Below are 16,412 nucleotides of genomic sequence, written 5' to 3'. Positions count from 1 at the left end.
TGTGTCTATGTGGAACGCGTTCTAGATTTGGGAGCTATGGACCTGGGACTGTGGACCATCGCCGCGGCCGAGCCCGCCCGGGTGGCGCTGGTGGATCCGGACGGGCGGGAAATTTCCTACGGCGACCTGACGGCGAAAGCCAACCGGTACGCCTCGGGGCTGCGCGAGCTCGGCCTCGGCGTCGGCGATTCGGTGGTGCTGCTGCTGCCGAACGGCGACGAACTGGTCGCGGCGTACTTCGCGGCGATCCAGACCGGGCTGTACGTGGTGGTGGTGAACTGGCATCTCGTCGGACCGGAAGTCGCGTACATCCTCGCCGACAGCGGAGCCAAGGCGTTTCTGGCGCACGAGCGGTTCGCCGATGTGGCGGTGGCTGCGGCCGACGAGGCTGAGTTGCCTGCTTCGGCGCGGTTCTCTGTCGGATCTGTGTCTGGCTTCCGTCGTGTCGAGGAGCTGGGCGCGGGGCTGGGCGATGGGCGGCCGGACAACAGGACGGCCGGCTCGCCGATGCTGTACACCTCGGGCACGACAGGGCGGCCCAAGGGCGTCAAGCGGCCGCTGACCGGGGCGGACCCGGATCAGGTGCCCGCGGCGTCCACGTGGTTCTTCGGAGTGTTCGGGCTGCAGCCGTTCGACGATCACGTGCATCTGTGCGGATCGCCGCTGTATCACACGGCGGTGCTCAACTTCGTGGCTATTTCGCTGCAGCTGGGACATGCCGCGGTGCTGATGGATCGTTGGGACGCCGAGGAAATGCTGCGGTTGATCGAGCGGCACCGGGTCACGCACAGCCACATGGTGCCGACGCAGTTCCGCCGGTTGCTGGCCCTGCCGGACGACGTGCGCGGGAAGTACGACCTGAGCTCGCTGCGCGTGATGATTCACGGGGCCGCGCCTTGTCCGCTCGAAGTGAAGCGGCAGATGCTCGAGTGGTGGGGACCTGTGGTCACCGAGTACTACGCGGCGACAGAGGGCGGCGGGACGGTGATTTCCGGCGAAGACTGGCTGCGCAAGCCGGGGTCGGTGGGATTGCCGTGGCCGGGGTCGACAATCCGGATTCTCGACGACGACGGGAACGAGGTGCCGACGGGCGAGACCGGCGCGGTGTACATGAAAATGGGCGACTCCAAGTTCGAGTACCACCGCGACAAGGCCAAGACGGAGAAGGCCCGGGTCGGGGATTTGTTCACCCTCGGTGACGTCGGGCATCTCGACGAGGACGGCTATTTGTTCCTGCACGACCGCAAGGCCGACATGATCATTTCCGGCGGGGTGAACATTTACCCGGCGGAGATCGAGGGCGAGCTGGTGATGCATCCGAAGGTCGCGGACGTCGCGGTGTTCGGGATTCCGCACGAGGACTGGGGCGAGGAGATCAAGGCGGTCGTGCAGCCCGCGGACGGGGTCGAGGGATCGCCGGAACTGACCTCGGAACTGCTCGCCTACGCGGAAACGCGGCTGGCCCGGTTCAAGCTGCCCAAGTCGGTGGACTACCTGCCCGAACTGCCCCGCGACCCCAACGGGAAGCTCTACAAACGCAAGCTGCGCGCCCAATACGTCTCCTGAAGGTACGTGCGGGGAACCCTGAGGGAATCAGATTCCCTCAGGGTTCCCCGCACGTATGTCAGCGGCCCTGGAAGTCGGGTTTGCGTTTTTCGGCGAAGGCTTTGGGGCCTTCTTTCGCGTCCGCGGAGGCGAAGACTTCGATGCCGTACTTGGCGTCCAGTTTGAAGGCTTCCTCCTCGTGCATGCCCTCGGTGTCGCGGATGGTCTTGAGGATCGCGCGTATCGCGAGCGGGCCGTTGTCGTTGATCAGTTCAGCGAGTTCCAGCGCGCGAGACAGCGCTTGACCGTCGGGGACGACGTGGCCCACCAGGCCGACTTCGCGTGCCTCTGCGGCGGTGATGTGCCTGCCGGTGAGGAGGAGGTCCGCGGCGACGGTGTACGGGATCTGCCTGGGCAGGCGCACGGCCGAACCGCCCATCGGGAACAGGCCCCAGCGGGGTTCCGAGACGCCGAATTTCGCGCTCTCCGCGGCCACCCGGATGTCCGTGCCTTGCAGGATTTCCGTGCCGCCCGCGATGGCCGGTCCTTCGACGGCCGCGATGAGCGGTTTGGTGAGCCGGCGGCCCTTCAGCAGGCCCTCGATGCGGCTCGGATCGAAGGAACCGTTCGAAAACGACTTGTCGGGGGCGTTGCGGGACATGGATTTCAGGTCCGCGCCCGCGCAGAACGCGCCGTCGGCTCCGGTCAGGACGCAACTGCGCACCTCGTCGTCGGAATCCACCCGGTCCCAGGCCTCGACCATGATCGCCAGCATTTCGCCGGTGAGGGCGTTGCGGGCTTCCGGGCGGTTCATCGTCACCACGAGCGTGCGGCCTTCGAGGCTGACGAGTGCGTGGGGTTCGGCCACCGGGGCCTCCTTCTCAGCTGGCCGGGGTCATTGCCCATAACGATAACATGTTCTACTTTGGGTGAGTGGCACTCAACATCGCGGATCTACTCGAGCACGCCGTCGACGCCGTGCCGGAACGCGTCGCGGTCGTGTGCGGCGGACGCCAGGTCACCTTCGCGCAGCTGGAGAAACGCGCGAACCGGCTGGCGCACCACCTGGCCGCGCACGGCGTGGGACCCGGCTCCCACATCGGTGTCTATTCCCGGAACTCCATCGAGGCGCTGGAAACCATGTTCGCCGCGTACAAACTGCGCGCGATCGCGGTGAACGTGAACTACCGCTACGTCCACGGAGAACTCCGCTATCTGTTCACCAACGCCGACCTGGTGGCGCTGGTGCACGAGCGGCGCTACTCCGACCGGGTGGCGGCGGTGCTGCCGGAAACGCCAAAACTGAAACACGTTGTAGTCGTCGACGACGGTTCGGGCACGCCGTACGAGACGGGCGTCGAGTACGAGTCGGCGCTCGAGGGCGAGTCGGACGAACGCGACTTCGGCGAGCGCAGCGCCGACGATCTGTACATCCTCTACACCGGCGGCACCACCGGTTACCCCAAGGGCGTGCTGTGGCGGCACGAGGACATCTGGCGTGCGCTCGGCGGCGGCATCAACTTCGTCACCGGCGAGTACGTGCCGGACGAATGGACGCTCAGCGAACAAGGCAAATCCGGTTCGCTCGTACGGTTGCCGGCCGCTCCGTTGATCCACGGGGCCGCGCAGTGGGCCGCGTTCGGCGCGTTGTTCACCGGCAGCCCGGTGGTGTTCGTGCCGCAGTTCGACGCGCACGACGTGTGGCGCGCGGTGCAGGAACACAAGGTGCAGGTGCTGACGATCGTCGGCGACGCGATGGCGCGGCCGCTCGTGGACGCCTACCGCTCCGGCGATTACGACGCCTCGTCGCTGGTCGCGGTGTCGAGTCACGCGGCGCTGTTCTCGCATTCGGTGAAGCAGGAATTCCTGGAGATGCTGCCGAACGTCGTGATCACCGACGCGATCGGTTCGTCGGAGAGCGGCTTCACCGGAATCGGCATGGTGGGCAAGGATTCCGACCATTCCGCGGGTCCTCGGGTGAACTTCGGCAAGGACGCCATTCTGCTGGACGACGAAGGCGAAGTGGTCGAACCGAAACCCGGCGCGGTCGGGCTGATCGGCCGCCGCGGCCACGTCCCGCTCGGCTATTACGGCGACCCGGAGAAAACCCGCACCATTTTCACCGAAGTGGACGGCGTCCGTTACGTCGTGCCCGGCGACTACGCGCGCTACGAGGAAGACGGCACGGTGACGTTGCTGGGCCGGGGATCGCAGTGCGTGAACACCGGAGGCGAAAAGGTCTATCCGGAAGAAGTCGAGGGTGCGCTGAAATCGCATCCGGACGTTTTCGACGCACTGGTCATCGGCATCCCGGACGACCGGCTCGGCCAGCGCGTCGCCGCCGTCGTCCAGCCGCGTCCCGGCGTGCGGCCGGATCTGGCCGCGCTGGAAGCACACGTGCGGACCGAGGTCGCCGGATACAAGGTGCCGCGAACGGTGTGGCTGGCCGAGGAAATCGGCCGTTCGCCGAGCGGGAAGCCGGATTATCCGTGGGCCCAGCGGTACGCCGCCGAACACGAACCCGCCTAGGAGGGCGCATGCGCACATCGTTGTGCGACCGGTTCGGCATCGAGGTGCCGATCTTCGGATTCACCCCGTCGGAGCACGTCGCGGCCGCGATCAGCCGCGCGGGCGGCATGGGCGTGCTGGGCTGCGTCCGGTTCAACGACGCCGCCGAACTCGACGCGGTGCTGTCCTGGATGGACGAAAACACCGACGGAAAGCCTTACGGCGTCGACATCGTGATGCCGGCGAAGATCCCGTCCGAAGGCACCCAGACCGACCTGAACGAACTGATCCCGCCGGGACACCGGGAATTTGTCGATAAAGTGCTGAAGGACCTCGCGGTCCCGCCGCTGCCCGACGACACCGACGAACGCGCCGGGGTGCTGGGCTGGCTGCACTCGGTCGCCCGGTCCCATGTGGACGTCGCGCTGAACCACCGGATCAGCCTGATCGCCAACGCACTGGGCTCGCCCCCGGTCGACGTGATCACCCGCGCCCACGACGCGGGCGTCCCGGTGGCAGCCCTGGCCGGAAAGGGCTCGCACGCGGCTCGGCACGTCGACAACGGCGTGGACCTCGTTGTCGCGCAAGGGCATGAGGCAGGCGGCCACACCGGCGAGATCGCGACCATGGTGCTGGTCCCGGAAATCGTCGACGCGGTCGGCGACCGCGCCCCGGTCCTGGCGGCCGGAGGAATCGGCTCCGGCCGCCAGGTCGCCGCCGCACTGGCCTTGGGCGCGTCGGGCGCGTGGATGGGCTCGTACTGGCTCGCGACGCGGGAGTACCTCCAGACGATGCCCGAATCGGAGGCAATGCAGAACGCGCTGGTCGCGGCGACCTCGGCGGACACCGTCCGGACGCGGATCTACACGGGCAAGCCCGCCCGCCTGCTGAAGACCCGCTGGACGGAGGCATGGGCGGCGCCGGGTGCGCCGGAACCGCTGCCGATGCCGCTGCAGAACCTGCTGGTTTCCCACGCGCACAACCGGATCCACGCCGCCGCGGACCCGTCGGTGGTGTCGATGCCGGTGGGCCAGATCGTCGGCAGGATGGACCGGGTCCGCCCGGTGGCCGAGGTGATGGCGGATCTGGTGCAGGGGTTCGACGAGACGGTTTCCCGGCTGGACAAGCTCCGCTGAGCTTCAGGCGAGGCGCTGCTTGATGAAGAGGGCCGCCCGGTCGAGGGCTTGCCCTGCTTCGTCGAGGGTGTCGGTGAAGGTCTGGAAGACGTGCGGGACGTCGGCGGTGATGTCGAGGATCACGTCGACGTCCGCCTCGCGGGCGCGTTCGGCCAGCCGGACCGAATCGTCCAGCAGGACCTCGTTCGTGCCGACCTGCAGCAGGATCGGCGGGAAGCCGGTCAGGTCGGCGTGGACCGCCGGGGCGAGGAGCGGCTGGGCGGGGTCCGCGTCCGCCCGGTACAGCTCGCCGGTCTTGCTCATGCCTTCCCTGGTGAAGAAGGGGTCCGCGGCTTCCTTTGCCACCATGGACGCGCCGGAACAGGTGTGGTCGAGCCCCGGCGAGAACGCGACGATCCCGGCGGGCATCGGCAGTCCCGCGTCGCGCGCGGCGAGGGTTGTGGTTACGGACAGGCCGCCGCCCGCGGAGTCGCCCGCGAAGACGATCGAGGACGGGCCGTTGTCTTCCAGGAGACTGCGGTAGGCGGCGAGGCCGTCTTCGATCCCGGCCGGGAACGGATGCTCGGGCGCGAGCCGGTAATCCAGCGAGAGAGCGCGGATTCCGGTCCGCAGGACCAGATTCGCGGTCAACGCCATCGCGGTGTGCGGCGAACCCAGCGAGAACGACCCGCCGTGGAAGTACAGGATCGTGCCCGGCAGCGGTGTTGTCGGCGGTTCGACGAGGACCGCCGGTCTCCCGGCGAGCGTGGCCGGAGTTTCCCGATGCTCGGTCGGCACGGGGTACTGGCTCATGAGCCTGGCGAACCCGGCCCGCATCTGGTCGATCGAAGACGCTTCGGGCTGCTCCGGTGCGTTCCGCAGCTTCTCGTCGATGGCGCGGCGCTGTTCCCTGCTCATCCGCTTCTCCTCAAAATTCCTTGGAAGTATATGCCGTGGCATCTAATGCTAGACTATATGCCATGGAAGGTACTTCGGCGAACGAGCAGCTCTTCGACCATCTCGTGCGCTGCGAGACCCGGATCTACAACGCGCTGGCCGAGGGCCTCAAGGCCGAACACGGCATCGGCGCGGCGCAGTTCGAGTTCCTGCAGTACCTGGGACGGCATCCGCAGTCGCGGGTGGCGGACCTCGCGGTGAACTTCGCCGTCGGGATCGGAGCGACCAGCAAGGGCGTCGACCGGCTCGAAGCACGCGGCTGGGTGCGCCGGGTGCCGAACCCGGAGGACCGGCGGTCGTCGCTCGTCGAGCTGACCCCCGCCGGGCGGGAGCTGACCGAGGCGATGGAGAAGACGTTCCGAAACCAGCTCGACGTGCTCATCGGCTCGGTGGTGGGGGAGGACCGGGCCGCGGGGGTCATCGCGGTGCTCGCCGAGTTGCGGGGGGCGCTGGAGGAGCGCGGGGTCGGGCTTCCGGCGGGCTAGGGTTCGCGGATTCCGGTGGCGGGATCCCGAGCGGGCGCGAGAGCGCTTGGTGCGGGTCAGATGCCTGCCCGGCGGTTTCCGAGGGCGGGGGCTCGCATCGCTGCCGTGCCCCGGCGGGGTGGAGGCGGAATGCCGGGCTTGGGTGGCTGGCCTGCGGTTTCCGTGAGGGAGATCTGCGCCGCTCGTTCGGGAGGCCGCGCGACTTGCTGCGGATTGGCCCGCGGTTTCAGGCAGTGGAGACCGCGCTGTTCGCCGGGTGCGGAGGGGCGCGCAGCTTGGTTGCCCGTCTCGCGACTCCGCGTGGTGCGGAGCCCGAGTTTTGCCGCACTCTGGCGCGTTAGGCGAGCGGAACCCGGCGACGTGGCAGCGCCGCCTTCATCCCAGCCGGAGGTTCGCGAGCCACACCCTCCCGCACCCGAGTGCAGGCGTAGTCAGCCGTGCCGCCCCGGGAAGACACTGCACAAGCCAGGTGCGGAACCCCAGCGGAGTCCCGCACCCGGCTCGTCACAGCGGGGTCAGATCTTCCCGGCCGCAGCGGCGATGTCGGAGGCGAACGTGCTCACCTCGGTGTACACGCCGGGCGCGTGGGCCCTCGCGCAGCCGTCGCCCCAGCTGACGATGCCGACCTGGATCCATTCGCCCGCGCCGTCGCGGCGGAACATCGGGCCGCCCGAGTCGCCCTGGCAGGTGTCGACGCCGCCGGTGTCGAGTTTGCCCGCGCACAGTTCCGCGTCCGGCTTCAGGTCGGCGTAGTCGCCGCCCTGGGACTGGCACGTCGAGTCGTCCACGAAGGGGACCTCGGCCTTCAGCAGGTAGCGCTGCTGTGCGCCGCCTTCCTGGGCCGCGCCCCAGCCTGCGATGGTGAACGTGCCGGAGTTGTTGTCGGCGTTCTTCGCGATCGGCAGCGTCGGGATGCCGCTCACCGGGCTCGCCAGCTTGATCAGCGCCCAGTCGCCGCCGGTGGAGTCGTACGTCGGGGACCGGTAGACGTAGGTCGAACGCACCTTCTTCGCGCTCGAGCTCTGCAGATCGACCACGCCGAGCGTCGCGGTGATCGACGAGTCCGCTCCGGTGCGGTCGACGCAGTGCGCGGCGGTCAGCACGATCTGGTCCGTGTACAGCGCGCCGCCGCAGCCCATCGAAAGCCGGACCATCCACGGGAATTCTCCTTGGTCGGCGCGCGTCCCGCCGACGACCTGAGGCTCCGCGCCCGGCGACGGCGGCGTCGACGCCGCGGCGGGCGTCGCCAGTCCGGCGGCGGCCGCGAGTGCTGCCGCGCCGGCCAGGACTCGCGTGAGCATGCTGAAGTTTCGCTTGTCGGCCAAGGGGATTGTCCTTCCGGTGTCCACAGTGGAGCTTCCGCTCTCGGGGCGGGGAGGTGTCGTGTGGTGACGAATCGACTACACCAGAGCGGCGGTAAGTGGACAACCAACTTTCTTCGGATCTTTCGGATTCTTCACCGGATCCGGCAGATTCCGGCCTCGGGAACGACGATAAAAAGCAGCCTTGACCTGGGGGTCTGTGAAAATCGGAGTAGACGGGCGGAGACGGAGCGAGGGGGACTTTCGCGCACCGCCCACGGCGAGCAGTGCGCGATCCCCTGCCGGAAAGCAAAAACTCAGCGCACAACCCCTCGACGGCGCACCAAGTACGCCACCGCGCCCAGCCCCAGCACCAAACACCCGCTGATCACCGAGGCGGCCGGCAAACTGAAGGCCAGCACCGCGCATCCCGCCAACCCGCCAGCCGCGACCGCCTTCGGCGCGGCCCCCTCGTCCCGGCGCAACGTCAACGCGGAAGCGTTCGCCACGGCGTAATAGGCAAGCACCGCGAAGGACGAAAACCCAATCACACCACGCAAATCCGTCGTCGTCGCCAGTACCGCGACCACCACGCCCACCGTCAGCTCAGCCCGGTGCGGAACCGAAAACCGAGGATGCACCGCGGCCAAGAACCGCGGCAGATGCCCGTCCCGCGCCATCGCGAGCGTCGTCCGCGAAACGCCCAGCACCAAAGCCAGCAACGAACCCAGCGCGGCCACCACGGCGCCGACCCGAATCACTGGCGACAGCCACGGCACGGCCGAAGCGAGCGGGTCGGAACTCGCGCCGATCCCGTCTGGTCCCAACGTCACCAGCAGCACCGCCGCCACCACGGCGTACACCACGAGCGTCAGTCCCAAAGCGAGCGGAATGGCTCGCGGAATCGTGCGTGCCGGGTCGCGGACTTCCTCGCCAAGAGTGGCCAGCCGGGCATAACCGGCGAAGGCGAAAAACAGCAGCCCGGCGGCTTCGAGCACGCCGCCGCCGTGAAATGGCGTCCACGGGGAAACGTGCGCGCCGGAAAATCCGAAAACCGCGACCAGGGTGAGCACCACGAGGGTGATGCAAACGATCACCCGGGTCGCCAAAGCGGACCGGTGCACGCCGAGATAATTCACGCCGGTGACCACACCGATCACGCCCACCGCGAGCAGGCTCCGCCAAGGCTGGCCGAGCCCGGGCGCGGCGTAAGCGACGACGGTCAGCGTCATGGCCGCGCAGCTCGCCGTTTTCCCGGCGACGAAACCCCAACCCGCTATGTATCCCCAAAATTCACCCAGGCGAGCGCGTCCGTACACATAAGTGCCACCGGATTCCGGATACAGCGCGGCAAGCCGGGCGGAGGAAGTCGCGTTGCAGTACGCGACTAGCGCGGCCACGGCGAGCGCGGGCAGCAATCCCGAACCCGCAGCACGCGCAGCGGGAGCGAACGCGGCGAAAACGCCGGCGCCGATCATCGAACCGAGTCCGATGAATACAGCGTCGGCGAGGCCTAACCGGCGGGCCAAAGGCATTGCGGGGTCCTCCCGTGGGGTCAGTTCGCGAGACAGCGAACCACGTGCCGCGCGTCTGGCATAGGCTCGGGTCTCGTGCCCACGTCTTCGCCGCTGTCCCGCCTGTCCGCCGACGGACCGGTTCGCGACGGCATCCCGGATCACGGCCGCGTGCCGCGCTACTACGCGGTGAAGGTCGAACTGCTGGCCGTCATCGCCGAATTGGGCGAAGGGAGCGCGCTGCCCACAGAACGCGAACTGTGCGAACGGTTCGAGGTGTCCCGCGCGACAGTCCGGCAAGCGGTCGGCGAGTTGGTCCTCGAAGGCAGGCTCTCGCGACGGCAGGGGAGCGGCACGTACGTCGCCGCGCCGAAGCTGGTCCAGCCGCTCGCGCTCGTCAGCTACACCGAAGGCCTGCGCCGCCAAGGGATCCGTCCCGGCCGCACGCTGATCACGCTCGAACGCCGCGCCGCGGGTACTGGGTTGGCCGCCGACCTGCGGATCGAACCGGCTGCCGAGGTGATCCACCTGGAACGCGTCCTGCTCGCCGACGACGAACGCGTCGGCCTCGAATCGACCTTCCTCCGCGCCGACAAGTTCCCCACGCTGCCGGAGGATTTCGACCCGGAGCAGTCGCTGTACGCGTACCTGCGCGACGAACTGGGCGTCGTCTTCGACGGGGCCGAGGAACGCGTGGAGACCGTCCTCGCGACACCTCGCGAGGCGCTGCTCATCGGTACGAACCCGGCGCTGCCGATGCTGCTGATGCACCGGGTGTCGTGGGGTCCGGACGGCGAGCCGTTCGAGCGGGTCCGGTCGCTTTACCGCGGGGACCGGCTGAGTTTCGTGACGCGACTGAGCCGTGTCGAGTAGCTGTCACACCCGGTGCCGCCAGTTCGTTCCCTCCGCAGCGAACGGAGGGAACGAACCATGGAGATCGCACTGTGGACCGCTCAGGCGGCTCTGGCTTTGCTTTTCGCTTTGTCCGGCGTGCTGAAGTCGACGATGTCGCGGCGACGGCTGATCGAGACCGGGCAAACCGGCGTGGCCGCGTATCCGATGCCGGTCGTGCGCTTCGCCGCGATCTGCGAACTCGTCGCGGTGGCCGGGCTGATCCTGCCGAGGCTGACCGGGATCGCCCCGGCTCTCACCGGGTGGGCGGCGATCGGCCTGGCGGTGGTGATGGTCGGCGCGATGGCGGGGCACTGGCGGCTGGCCGTCACCGAGCACCGCCCGGCGGAGTACCGCAATGTCGCGGCGAACGTCGTGATCCTGGCGGTGTGCGTGTTCGTCGCGGCGGGCCGCCTGTGAAGATAACAGAACGATAACTCATCCGGTCCAATATTCGAGGCTGCTTCACCTGGCGTTCCCCGTGCCGACAGGCTCCGTTGAGCGCGGGCGGCGACTGTTGCGGCCGTGCGAATCCTCATCGTTGGCGGCGGCGTGCTCGGCACCCAGCACGCCTGGCAGGCCGTGGAACGCGGCCACGAAGTCCTCCAGCTCGAACGCGAGCCGGAGGCGCGCGGCGCGTCCGTCCGCAACTTCGGGCTGGTCTGGGTCGGCGGTCGGGCCGCCGGTCCGGAGCTGGAGACGGCGGTGCGCGCCCGGGAGCTGTGGGAGCGGATCGGCGAACGCGTGCCCGCGCTGGGTTTCCGGCCCAACGGCTCGCTGACGGTCGTCCGCACCGACGCCGAACTGGCCGTCGCGGAGGAGGTCGTCGCCGGGCCGGAGGCGGCGGAGCGCGGCTTCAAACTCCTCGACGCGAAGGAAACCCGGGCGCTGAACCCGGCTCTGCGCGGCAATTTCTCCGGCGCGTTGTGGTGCGAGCGCGACGCGGCCGTCGAACCGCGGACGGCGCAGCCCGCGCTCCGTGAAGCACTCAAGGCGAGCGGGCGTTACCGCTGGCTGCCGGGCCGCGAGGTGCGGAACCTGACGGAAAACGGCGTCGTGGACGATCACGGCGAGCGGCACGAAGGCGACGTCGTCGTGTTCTGCACCGGCGCGTGGCTCGGCGGGTTGGTCCGCGAGATCGCGGGCGAGATCCCGGTGCGGCGAGTCCGGCTGCAGATGGCGCAGACCGAACCGCTCGACGAACCGTTGCCCACCAGCGTCGCGGACGGCGACAGTTTCCGGTACTACCCGGCCTACCGCGGTGCGGCGCTCGACGCGATGAACGAAGGCCAGCCGCAGGGCGAGGTCGCCGCGCAGAACGCGATGCAGTTGCTGATGGTGCAGCGTCGCGACGGCTCGCTCACCATCGGCGACACGCACGAGTACGCGCAGCCGTTCACCTTCGACGTCACCGAAGACTCGTACGAACACCTTGCCGAAGTGGCGGGCGCGCTGCTCGGCCGGCCGCTGCCGAAGATCCGCCGCCGCTGGGCCGGCGTCTACGCGCAGGCAACCGACCAGGCCGCGGTGGTCCACCGGGAACGCTTGTCCGACAACGCTTTCCTCGTCACCGGTCCCGGCGGCCGGGGGATGACCTGCTCGCCCGCAATCGCCGAAGACACCGCAAAGGAGCTGGGCTGGTGACCACCGAACTCGTCGTGCTCGACATGGCCGGAACCACCGTCGCGGACGACGGACTGGTCGAACGCGCCTTCACCGCGGCGATCGCCGCCGCCGGAGTGTCCGAAGAGGACGAACGGTACGGCGGAATGTTCGACTACGTCCGGGAAACCATGGGCCAGTCGAAGATCACCGTGTTCCGCGCGCTGCTCGGCGACGAAGACCTCGCCCAGCGCGCGAACGCCGAATTCGAGGGTTCGTACGGACGGCTGGTCGCGGCCGGGGAATGCAAGCCGATCCCCGGTGCCGAGGAAACCATCCGCGGCCTGCGCGAGAAGGGGGTTCGCGTCGCGCTGACCACCGGTTTCGCGCCCACGACTCAGCGCGCGCTGCTGGACGCGCTCGGCTGGCACGACCTTGCCGACCTCGCGCTCGCGCCCGGCGACGGCGTGCGCGGCCGTCCGTATCCCGACTTGATCCTCGCTGTCGCACTGAAGCTCAAGGTCGCCGACGTCCGCAATATCGCGGTGGTCGGCGACACTCCCACTGATGTCCGCACCGGCCTCGCCGCTGGTGCCGGAATCGTCGCCGGAGTGCTCACCGGCGCCAGCAACCGCGCCGACCTGGAAGCGGCAGGCGCGACCCACGTTCTCGACTCCGTCTCCGCCCTCCCCGCTGTCCTTGAAGGAGCCACCCAGTCATGAGAATCCGGAAAGCGACCGTCGTCGCTCTCGTCGCTGCCCTCGCCGGCCTCCTGTCCGCGTGCGGCGGCACAGCGGGCGGCGCGTCCGGCGATCAGACCGTCACCGTGTACACCGCGGATGGCCTGGAGGATTGGTACAACGCCCGGTTCGCCGAGTTCAAGCAGCAGACCGGGATCACCGTCCAGGCCGTCACCGCCGGGTCCGCCGAGGTCGTTTCGCGCGTGGGCAAGGAAAAAGCCAACACCCAGGCCGACGTCCTCGTGACGCTCCCGCCGTTCGTCCAGCAGGCGGCGAAGGAGGGCCTGCTCGCCGCGTCCGCCCCGAAGGGCGTCGACCAGGTCCCGGCCGCGCAGAAGGAGCCGCAGGGCCGCTACTACGCGCTGATGAACAACTACCTCAGCTTCATCTACAACCCGCAGCAGGCGAACCCGGCTCCGAAGAGCTGGAACGACCTGCTCGACCCGAAGTACAAGGGCAAGCTCCAGTACTCGACGCCGGGCGAGGCGGGCGACGGCACCGCGGTGCTGCTGCAGGCCCAGCACGTGTTCGGCGACCAGGGCGCGCTCGACTACCTCGGCCGCTTGCAAGCGAACAACGTCGGGCCGTCGTCGTCCACCGGCAAGCTGCAGCCGAAGGTCGCGAAGGGCGAGGTGCTCGTCGCCAACGGAGACCTGCAGATGAACCTCGCCGAGATCGACAAGAGCGGCGGGTTCTCGGTGTTCTTCCCCGCCGACGCGCAGGGCAAGCGGTCCACCTTCGCCCTGCCGTACTTCGCCGGCCTGGTCAACAACGCGCCACACGCGGACAACGCGCGCAAGCTGCTCGACTTCCTGTTCTCGCCGGAAACCCAGGCGAAAGCCAGCGACGCGTACGGCATCCCGGCCCGTTCCGACGTCAAACCGCAGGGCCCGAAGGCGGAGAAGATCACCGCCGCGATGTCCGGAGTGGACATCTGGACCCCGGACTGGAACTCAGTCCTCGGCCGCCTCGACGCCGACCTCGCCGCGTACCGGAAGGCCACCGGACAGTGACTCCGGCAGTGGAGTTCCGCGGCGTATCCGTCCACTTCGGAGCGACGCAAGCGCTTGCCCCGCTGGACCTCTCGGTCGCCCGCGGCGAAACGCTCGCACTGCTGGGACCGTCCGGCTCCGGCAAGTCGACCGCGCTCAAGGCGCTCGCCGGATTCCTCCGGCCGAGCGCCGGACGGGTGCTGCTCGACGGCCAGGACGTCACCGACCTGCCGCCGCACCGGCGTGGTCTCGGCGTGGTGGTGCAGAGTTACGCGCTGTTCCCGCACCAGCGGGTCGCCGACAACGTCGCGTTTGGACTGAAGGCGCGGAAGACGCGCCGGGCGGACGTGCCGAAGCGCGTCGGCGAGGTGCTGGAACTGGTCGGGATGAGCGAGTACGCGCGCCGCTATCCGCGTGAGCTGTCCGGTGGGCAGCAGCAGCGGGTGGCGTTGGCGCGGGCGCTCGCGATCCGGCCCAACGTGCTGCTGCTCGACGAACCACTGTCCGCATTGGACGCCGCATTGCGCGAGGACATGGTCGCGGAACTGCTGCGGCTGCGGGCCGAATTGCCGGATACGACGCTGATCTACGTCACTCACGACCAGAGCGAAGCTCTCGCGCTCGCCGACCGGATCGCGGTGCTGCGCGACTCGCGGTTGGTCGAACTCGGCCCGTGTGAACAGCTCTACCGCCGTCCGGCCACGGAGTTCACCGCGAGCTTCCTCGGCGCGGCGAACCTGATCCCGGTCGAATTGGTGCGAGCGGACGGCTCGGTCGCGACAGTCCGGCTGGCTGGGCGGGAACTGTCCGCCGAACCGTCCGGCACGCTCCAACCGGAGCGGCCGGTGGCGCTCGGCGTGCGGCCGCACCGGATCTCGGTCGGCGAACCCGGACCGGACACTTTCCCAGCGCTGGTGCGCGGTGTGCAGTGGCGCGGTTCCGGTTACCGGCTCGACCTGCGGCTCACCGACGAGGTCTGCGACATCCGCGCCGAGGTGCCGGACAGTCCGGTGCTGCCCGCGGTCGGCGACCGGGTCGGGGTGTCCATTCCGGACGGCTGCCCGCTGGTGGGGGTGGGCGGATGACCGGCCTCGCCCTCGGCGCCGCTGCGGTCGCTCCGGCCCGCCGCAATACCCGGCCCCGCCGGTACCGGATCGGCTGGCTGCTCCCGCCCGCGATCGTGGTCGCCGGGTTTTTCGGCTATCCGCTGGTGCTGGTGATCCTGCAGTCCCTCACCGCGCAGGACGGTAGTTTCGGGCTTTCGGTGTGGACGCAAGTGCTGTCGTCGCCGGAATTCGGCCGCGCGGTGTGGCAGACGGTGTCGCTGGCCTTGGGTTCCACCGTGGGTTGTGTCCTGCTCGGCGGGTTTCTCGCGCTGGTTGTCGCATTCGTCCCGTTTCCCGGGGCGACACTGCTGGCCCGGCTCGTGGACACGGTGCTGGCATTCCCTTCGTTCCTGATCGCGCTGGCCTTCACCTTCCTTTACGGCGGCGCGGGAGTCTTCGGCACCGCTGGGTTTCTGTACTCGCCGTGGGGTGTGCTGCTGGCTGAGATCACCTTCTACACGCCGTTCGTGATGCGGCCCGCGCTTGCCGCGTTCAGCCAAGTTCCGTCGGCGCAGTTGGACGTGGCGGCGAGTCTCGGCGCGCGGCCCGGCCGAGTGCTGTGGCGCGTTGTGCTGCCGGAAGCGTTGCCGTCGCTCGCGTCCGGCGCGTGTCTGGTGCTGCTGTTGACGATGAACGAGTTCGGCATCGTGCTGTTCCTCGGCGCCAAGGGCGTCTCGACCCTGCCGATGCTGGTGTACGGCAAGGGAATCGTCACGTTCGACTTCCCGGCCGCCTCCGTGGTCGCGGTGGTGAATGTGGTGCTGTCGCTGGTGCTCTACACGGTTTACCGGCGAGCGGTCGGGAAAGGGGGACGTCGTGCTGTTGTGGACGCGGCGTAGCCGGTTGCTGGTGTGGCTGGTGTTCGGCGTGGTTTTCCTCGGGGTGGTGGCCGCGCCGCTGGTGATGAGCGTGCTGGCGTCGTTCGCCGGGAGCTGGACCGGCGTGCTGCCCAGCGGGCTCACCGGGGCGCATTACACCGAGGCGCTGTCTGGCGAGACGTTCGCGAGCTTGTCGGTGAGCGTGCAGACCGGGGTGATCACGTCGCTGGTGTCGGTGCTGCTCGGAACCTGGGCCGCGCTCGCCGTCGACCACGCGCCGCCGCGGCTGCGCCGGATCGCGGATTCGCTGTTCCACCTGCCGATCGCGGTGCCGTCGGTGGTGCTGGGCCTGGCCTTGCTGGTGGCGTTCAGCCGTCCGCCGGTGGCGTTCAACGGCACGCGCTGGATCGTCCTGGCCGGACACTTGATGATTCTGCTGCCCTTCGCCTACAGCACGGTTTCAGCGGCGCTGCAACGCGTTGATCCGCTGCTCGCGCAGGCCGCGGCGAGTCTCGGCGCGCGTCCGTTGCGGGTGTTGCTGCGCGTCCGGTTGCCGGTGCTGGTGCCCGCGATGTCGGCTTCGGCCGGTTTGGCGCTGGCGATGTCGATGGGGGAATTGGGCGCGACGATGATGCTGTACCCGCCGGACTGGCGGACGCTCCCGGCGACCATTTTCTCCCTCACTGACCGGGGACAGGTGTTTCTCGCGTCGGCGAGCACGGTGCTGTTGCTGGTGGTGACGCTGGCCGGGGTGGTGCTGCTGGGGTTGGTGCGGGGGCGGGCTTCGGCCCGGTGAAATAGTTTTCCCGCTCGGATGCAACCGTCGCGGCCTCTGTTC

16 protein-coding genes are annotated in these 16,412 nt (G+C 68.9%); 12 read left to right on the top strand and 4 right to left on the bottom strand.

The window, feature by feature from the left end; all coding sequences use genetic code 11:
• Nucleotides 1-36 precede the first annotated feature (36 nt).
• Nucleotides 37-1,566: an acyl-CoA synthetase gene (locus H4281_RS10565; protein WP_182890685.1), complete on the top strand. Its 1,530-nt coding sequence runs from the start codon at nucleotides 37-39 to the stop codon at nucleotides 1,564-1,566.
• 58 nt (nucleotides 1,567-1,624) lie between these two features.
• Here the strand turns inward: H4281_RS10565 and H4281_RS10560 are convergent, their stop codons facing one another.
• The gene (locus tag H4281_RS10560) at nucleotides 1,625-2,413 is read right to left on the bottom strand and encodes a crotonase/enoyl-CoA hydratase family protein (RefSeq protein WP_182890684.1); all 789 of its coding nucleotides are present in this window, start codon (nucleotides 2,411-2,413) and stop codon (nucleotides 1,625-1,627) included.
• Between the two features lie 65 nt (nucleotides 2,414-2,478).
• Between H4281_RS10560 and H4281_RS10555 the strand changes: the two genes are divergently transcribed.
• Together H4281_RS10555 and H4281_RS10550 are read left to right on the top strand one after the other, a co-directional pair.
• On the top strand, nucleotides 2,479-4,074 hold the full coding sequence (locus H4281_RS10555; protein ID WP_182890683.1) for an acyl-CoA synthetase: 1,596 nt from the start codon (nucleotides 2,479-2,481) through the stop codon (nucleotides 4,072-4,074).
• An 8-nt stretch (nucleotides 4,075-4,082) separates the two neighbouring features.
• Nucleotides 4,083-5,189: an NAD(P)H-dependent flavin oxidoreductase gene (locus H4281_RS10550; RefSeq protein WP_182890682.1), complete on the top strand. Its 1,107-nt coding sequence runs from the start codon at nucleotides 4,083-4,085 to the stop codon at nucleotides 5,187-5,189.
• 3 nt (nucleotides 5,190-5,192) lie between these two features.
• Here H4281_RS10550 and H4281_RS10545 read toward each other — a convergent pair whose 3' ends face one another.
• A complete protein-coding gene (locus tag H4281_RS10545) occupies nucleotides 5,193-6,086 on the bottom strand; it encodes an alpha/beta hydrolase (RefSeq protein ID WP_182890681.1) in 894 nt (297 codons plus the stop codon).
• Between the two features lie 62 nt (nucleotides 6,087-6,148).
• Between H4281_RS10545 and H4281_RS10540 the strand changes: the two genes are divergently transcribed.
• Nucleotides 6,149-6,610, top strand: coding sequence for a MarR family winged helix-turn-helix transcriptional regulator (locus H4281_RS10540; protein ID WP_182890680.1), 462 nt, complete (start codon nucleotides 6,149-6,151; stop codon nucleotides 6,608-6,610).
• 515 nt (nucleotides 6,611-7,125) lie between these two features.
• Here H4281_RS10540 and H4281_RS10535 read toward each other — a convergent pair.
• Nucleotides 7,126-7,935 carry a S1 family peptidase gene (locus H4281_RS10535; protein WP_237598727.1) on the bottom strand — a complete coding sequence of 270 codons (810 nt, stop codon included), beginning with the start codon at nucleotides 7,933-7,935 and terminating at the stop codon, nucleotides 7,126-7,128.
• Nucleotides 7,936-8,228: 293 nt separating this feature from the next.
• On the bottom strand, nucleotides 8,229-9,446 hold the full coding sequence (locus H4281_RS10530) for an APC family permease (protein ID WP_182890679.1): 1,218 nt from the start codon (nucleotides 9,444-9,446) through the stop codon (nucleotides 8,229-8,231).
• Nucleotides 9,447-9,521: 75 nt separating this feature from the next.
• On the opposite strand from H4281_RS10530, the gene H4281_RS10525 reads away from it, so the two are divergent.
• The 8 genes from H4281_RS10525 (at nucleotide 9,522) to H4281_RS10490 (ending at nucleotide 16,370) form a co-directional block, all read left to right on the top strand.
• Complete coding sequence (locus tag H4281_RS10525; RefSeq protein WP_182890678.1) at nucleotides 9,522-10,298, top strand: GntR family transcriptional regulator; 777 nt, start codon at nucleotides 9,522-9,524, stop codon at nucleotides 10,296-10,298.
• 57 nt (nucleotides 10,299-10,355) lie between these two features.
• The gene (locus tag H4281_RS10520; protein WP_182890677.1) at nucleotides 10,356-10,736 is read left to right on the top strand and encodes a DoxX family protein; all 381 of its coding nucleotides are present in this window, start codon (nucleotides 10,356-10,358) and stop codon (nucleotides 10,734-10,736) included.
• A gap of 105 nt (nucleotides 10,737-10,841) precedes the next feature.
• On the top strand, nucleotides 10,842-11,960 hold the full coding sequence (locus H4281_RS10515) for a TIGR03364 family FAD-dependent oxidoreductase (protein WP_182890676.1): 1,119 nt from the start codon (nucleotides 10,842-10,844) through the stop codon (nucleotides 11,958-11,960).
• Nucleotides 11,954-12,640: a phosphonatase-like hydrolase gene (locus H4281_RS10510; RefSeq protein ID WP_182890912.1), complete on the top strand. Its 687-nt coding sequence runs from the start codon at nucleotides 11,954-11,956 to the stop codon at nucleotides 12,638-12,640. Before H4281_RS10515 ends, H4281_RS10510 begins: the two co-directional genes overlap by 7 nt.
• Entirely contained in the window at nucleotides 12,637-13,671 is a 1,035-nt protein-coding gene (locus H4281_RS10505) for a 2-aminoethylphosphonate ABC transporter substrate-binding protein (protein WP_182890675.1), read from the top strand. Before H4281_RS10510 ends, H4281_RS10505 begins: the two co-directional genes overlap by 4 nt.
• Nucleotides 13,668-14,735: an ABC transporter ATP-binding protein gene (locus H4281_RS10500; RefSeq protein ID WP_182890674.1), complete on the top strand. Its 1,068-nt coding sequence runs from the start codon at nucleotides 13,668-13,670 to the stop codon at nucleotides 14,733-14,735. The genes H4281_RS10505 and H4281_RS10500 overlap by 4 nt, the downstream gene beginning before the upstream one ends.
• Nucleotides 14,732-15,595 (top strand): 2-aminoethylphosphonate ABC transporter permease subunit, encoded by an 864-nt coding sequence (locus H4281_RS10495; RefSeq protein ID WP_182890673.1) that lies wholly within the window; start codon nucleotides 14,732-14,734, stop codon nucleotides 15,593-15,595. The genes H4281_RS10500 and H4281_RS10495 overlap by 4 nt, the downstream gene beginning before the upstream one ends.
• Nucleotides 15,573-16,370, top strand: coding sequence for an ABC transporter permease (locus tag H4281_RS10490; protein ID WP_182890672.1), 798 nt, complete (start codon nucleotides 15,573-15,575; stop codon nucleotides 16,368-16,370). Before H4281_RS10495 ends, H4281_RS10490 begins: the two co-directional genes overlap by 23 nt.
• The last annotated feature ends 42 nt before the right edge of the window (nucleotides 16,371-16,412 follow it).

Source organism: Amycolatopsis dendrobii (assembly GCF_014145675.1).
Lineage (GTDB): Bacteria > Actinomycetota > Actinomycetes > Mycobacteriales > Pseudonocardiaceae > Amycolatopsis > Amycolatopsis dendrobii.
The sequence above is the reverse complement of the archived record's forward strand: the minus strand, read 5'-3'. Positions and strand labels throughout refer to the sequence as shown.

Coding starts and splice junctions, on each gene's coding strand:
- H4281_RS10505 (WP_182890675.1), top strand. CDS start 12,637: ATGAGAATCCGGAAAGCGACCGTCGTCGCTCTCGTCGCTGCCCTCGCC.
- H4281_RS10520 (WP_182890677.1), top strand. CDS start 10,356: ATGGAGATCGCACTGTGGACCGCTCAGGCGGCTCTGGCTTTGCTTTTC.
- H4281_RS10495 (WP_182890673.1), top strand. CDS start 14,732: ATGACCGGCCTCGCCCTCGGCGCCGCTGCGGTCGCTCCGGCCCGCCGC.
- H4281_RS10550 (WP_182890682.1), top strand. CDS start 4,083: ATGCGCACATCGTTGTGCGACCGGTTCGGCATCGAGGTGCCGATCTTC.
- H4281_RS10545 (WP_182890681.1), bottom strand. CDS start 6,086: ATGAGCAGGGAACAGCGCCGCGCCATCGACGAGAAGCTGCGGAACGCA.
- H4281_RS10540 (WP_182890680.1), top strand. CDS start 6,149: ATGGAAGGTACTTCGGCGAACGAGCAGCTCTTCGACCATCTCGTGCGC.
- H4281_RS10530 (WP_182890679.1), bottom strand. CDS start 9,446: ATGCCTTTGGCCCGCCGGTTAGGCCTCGCCGACGCTGTATTCATCGGA.
- H4281_RS10565 (WP_182890685.1), top strand. CDS start 37: ATGGACCTGGGACTGTGGACCATCGCCGCGGCCGAGCCCGCCCGGGTG.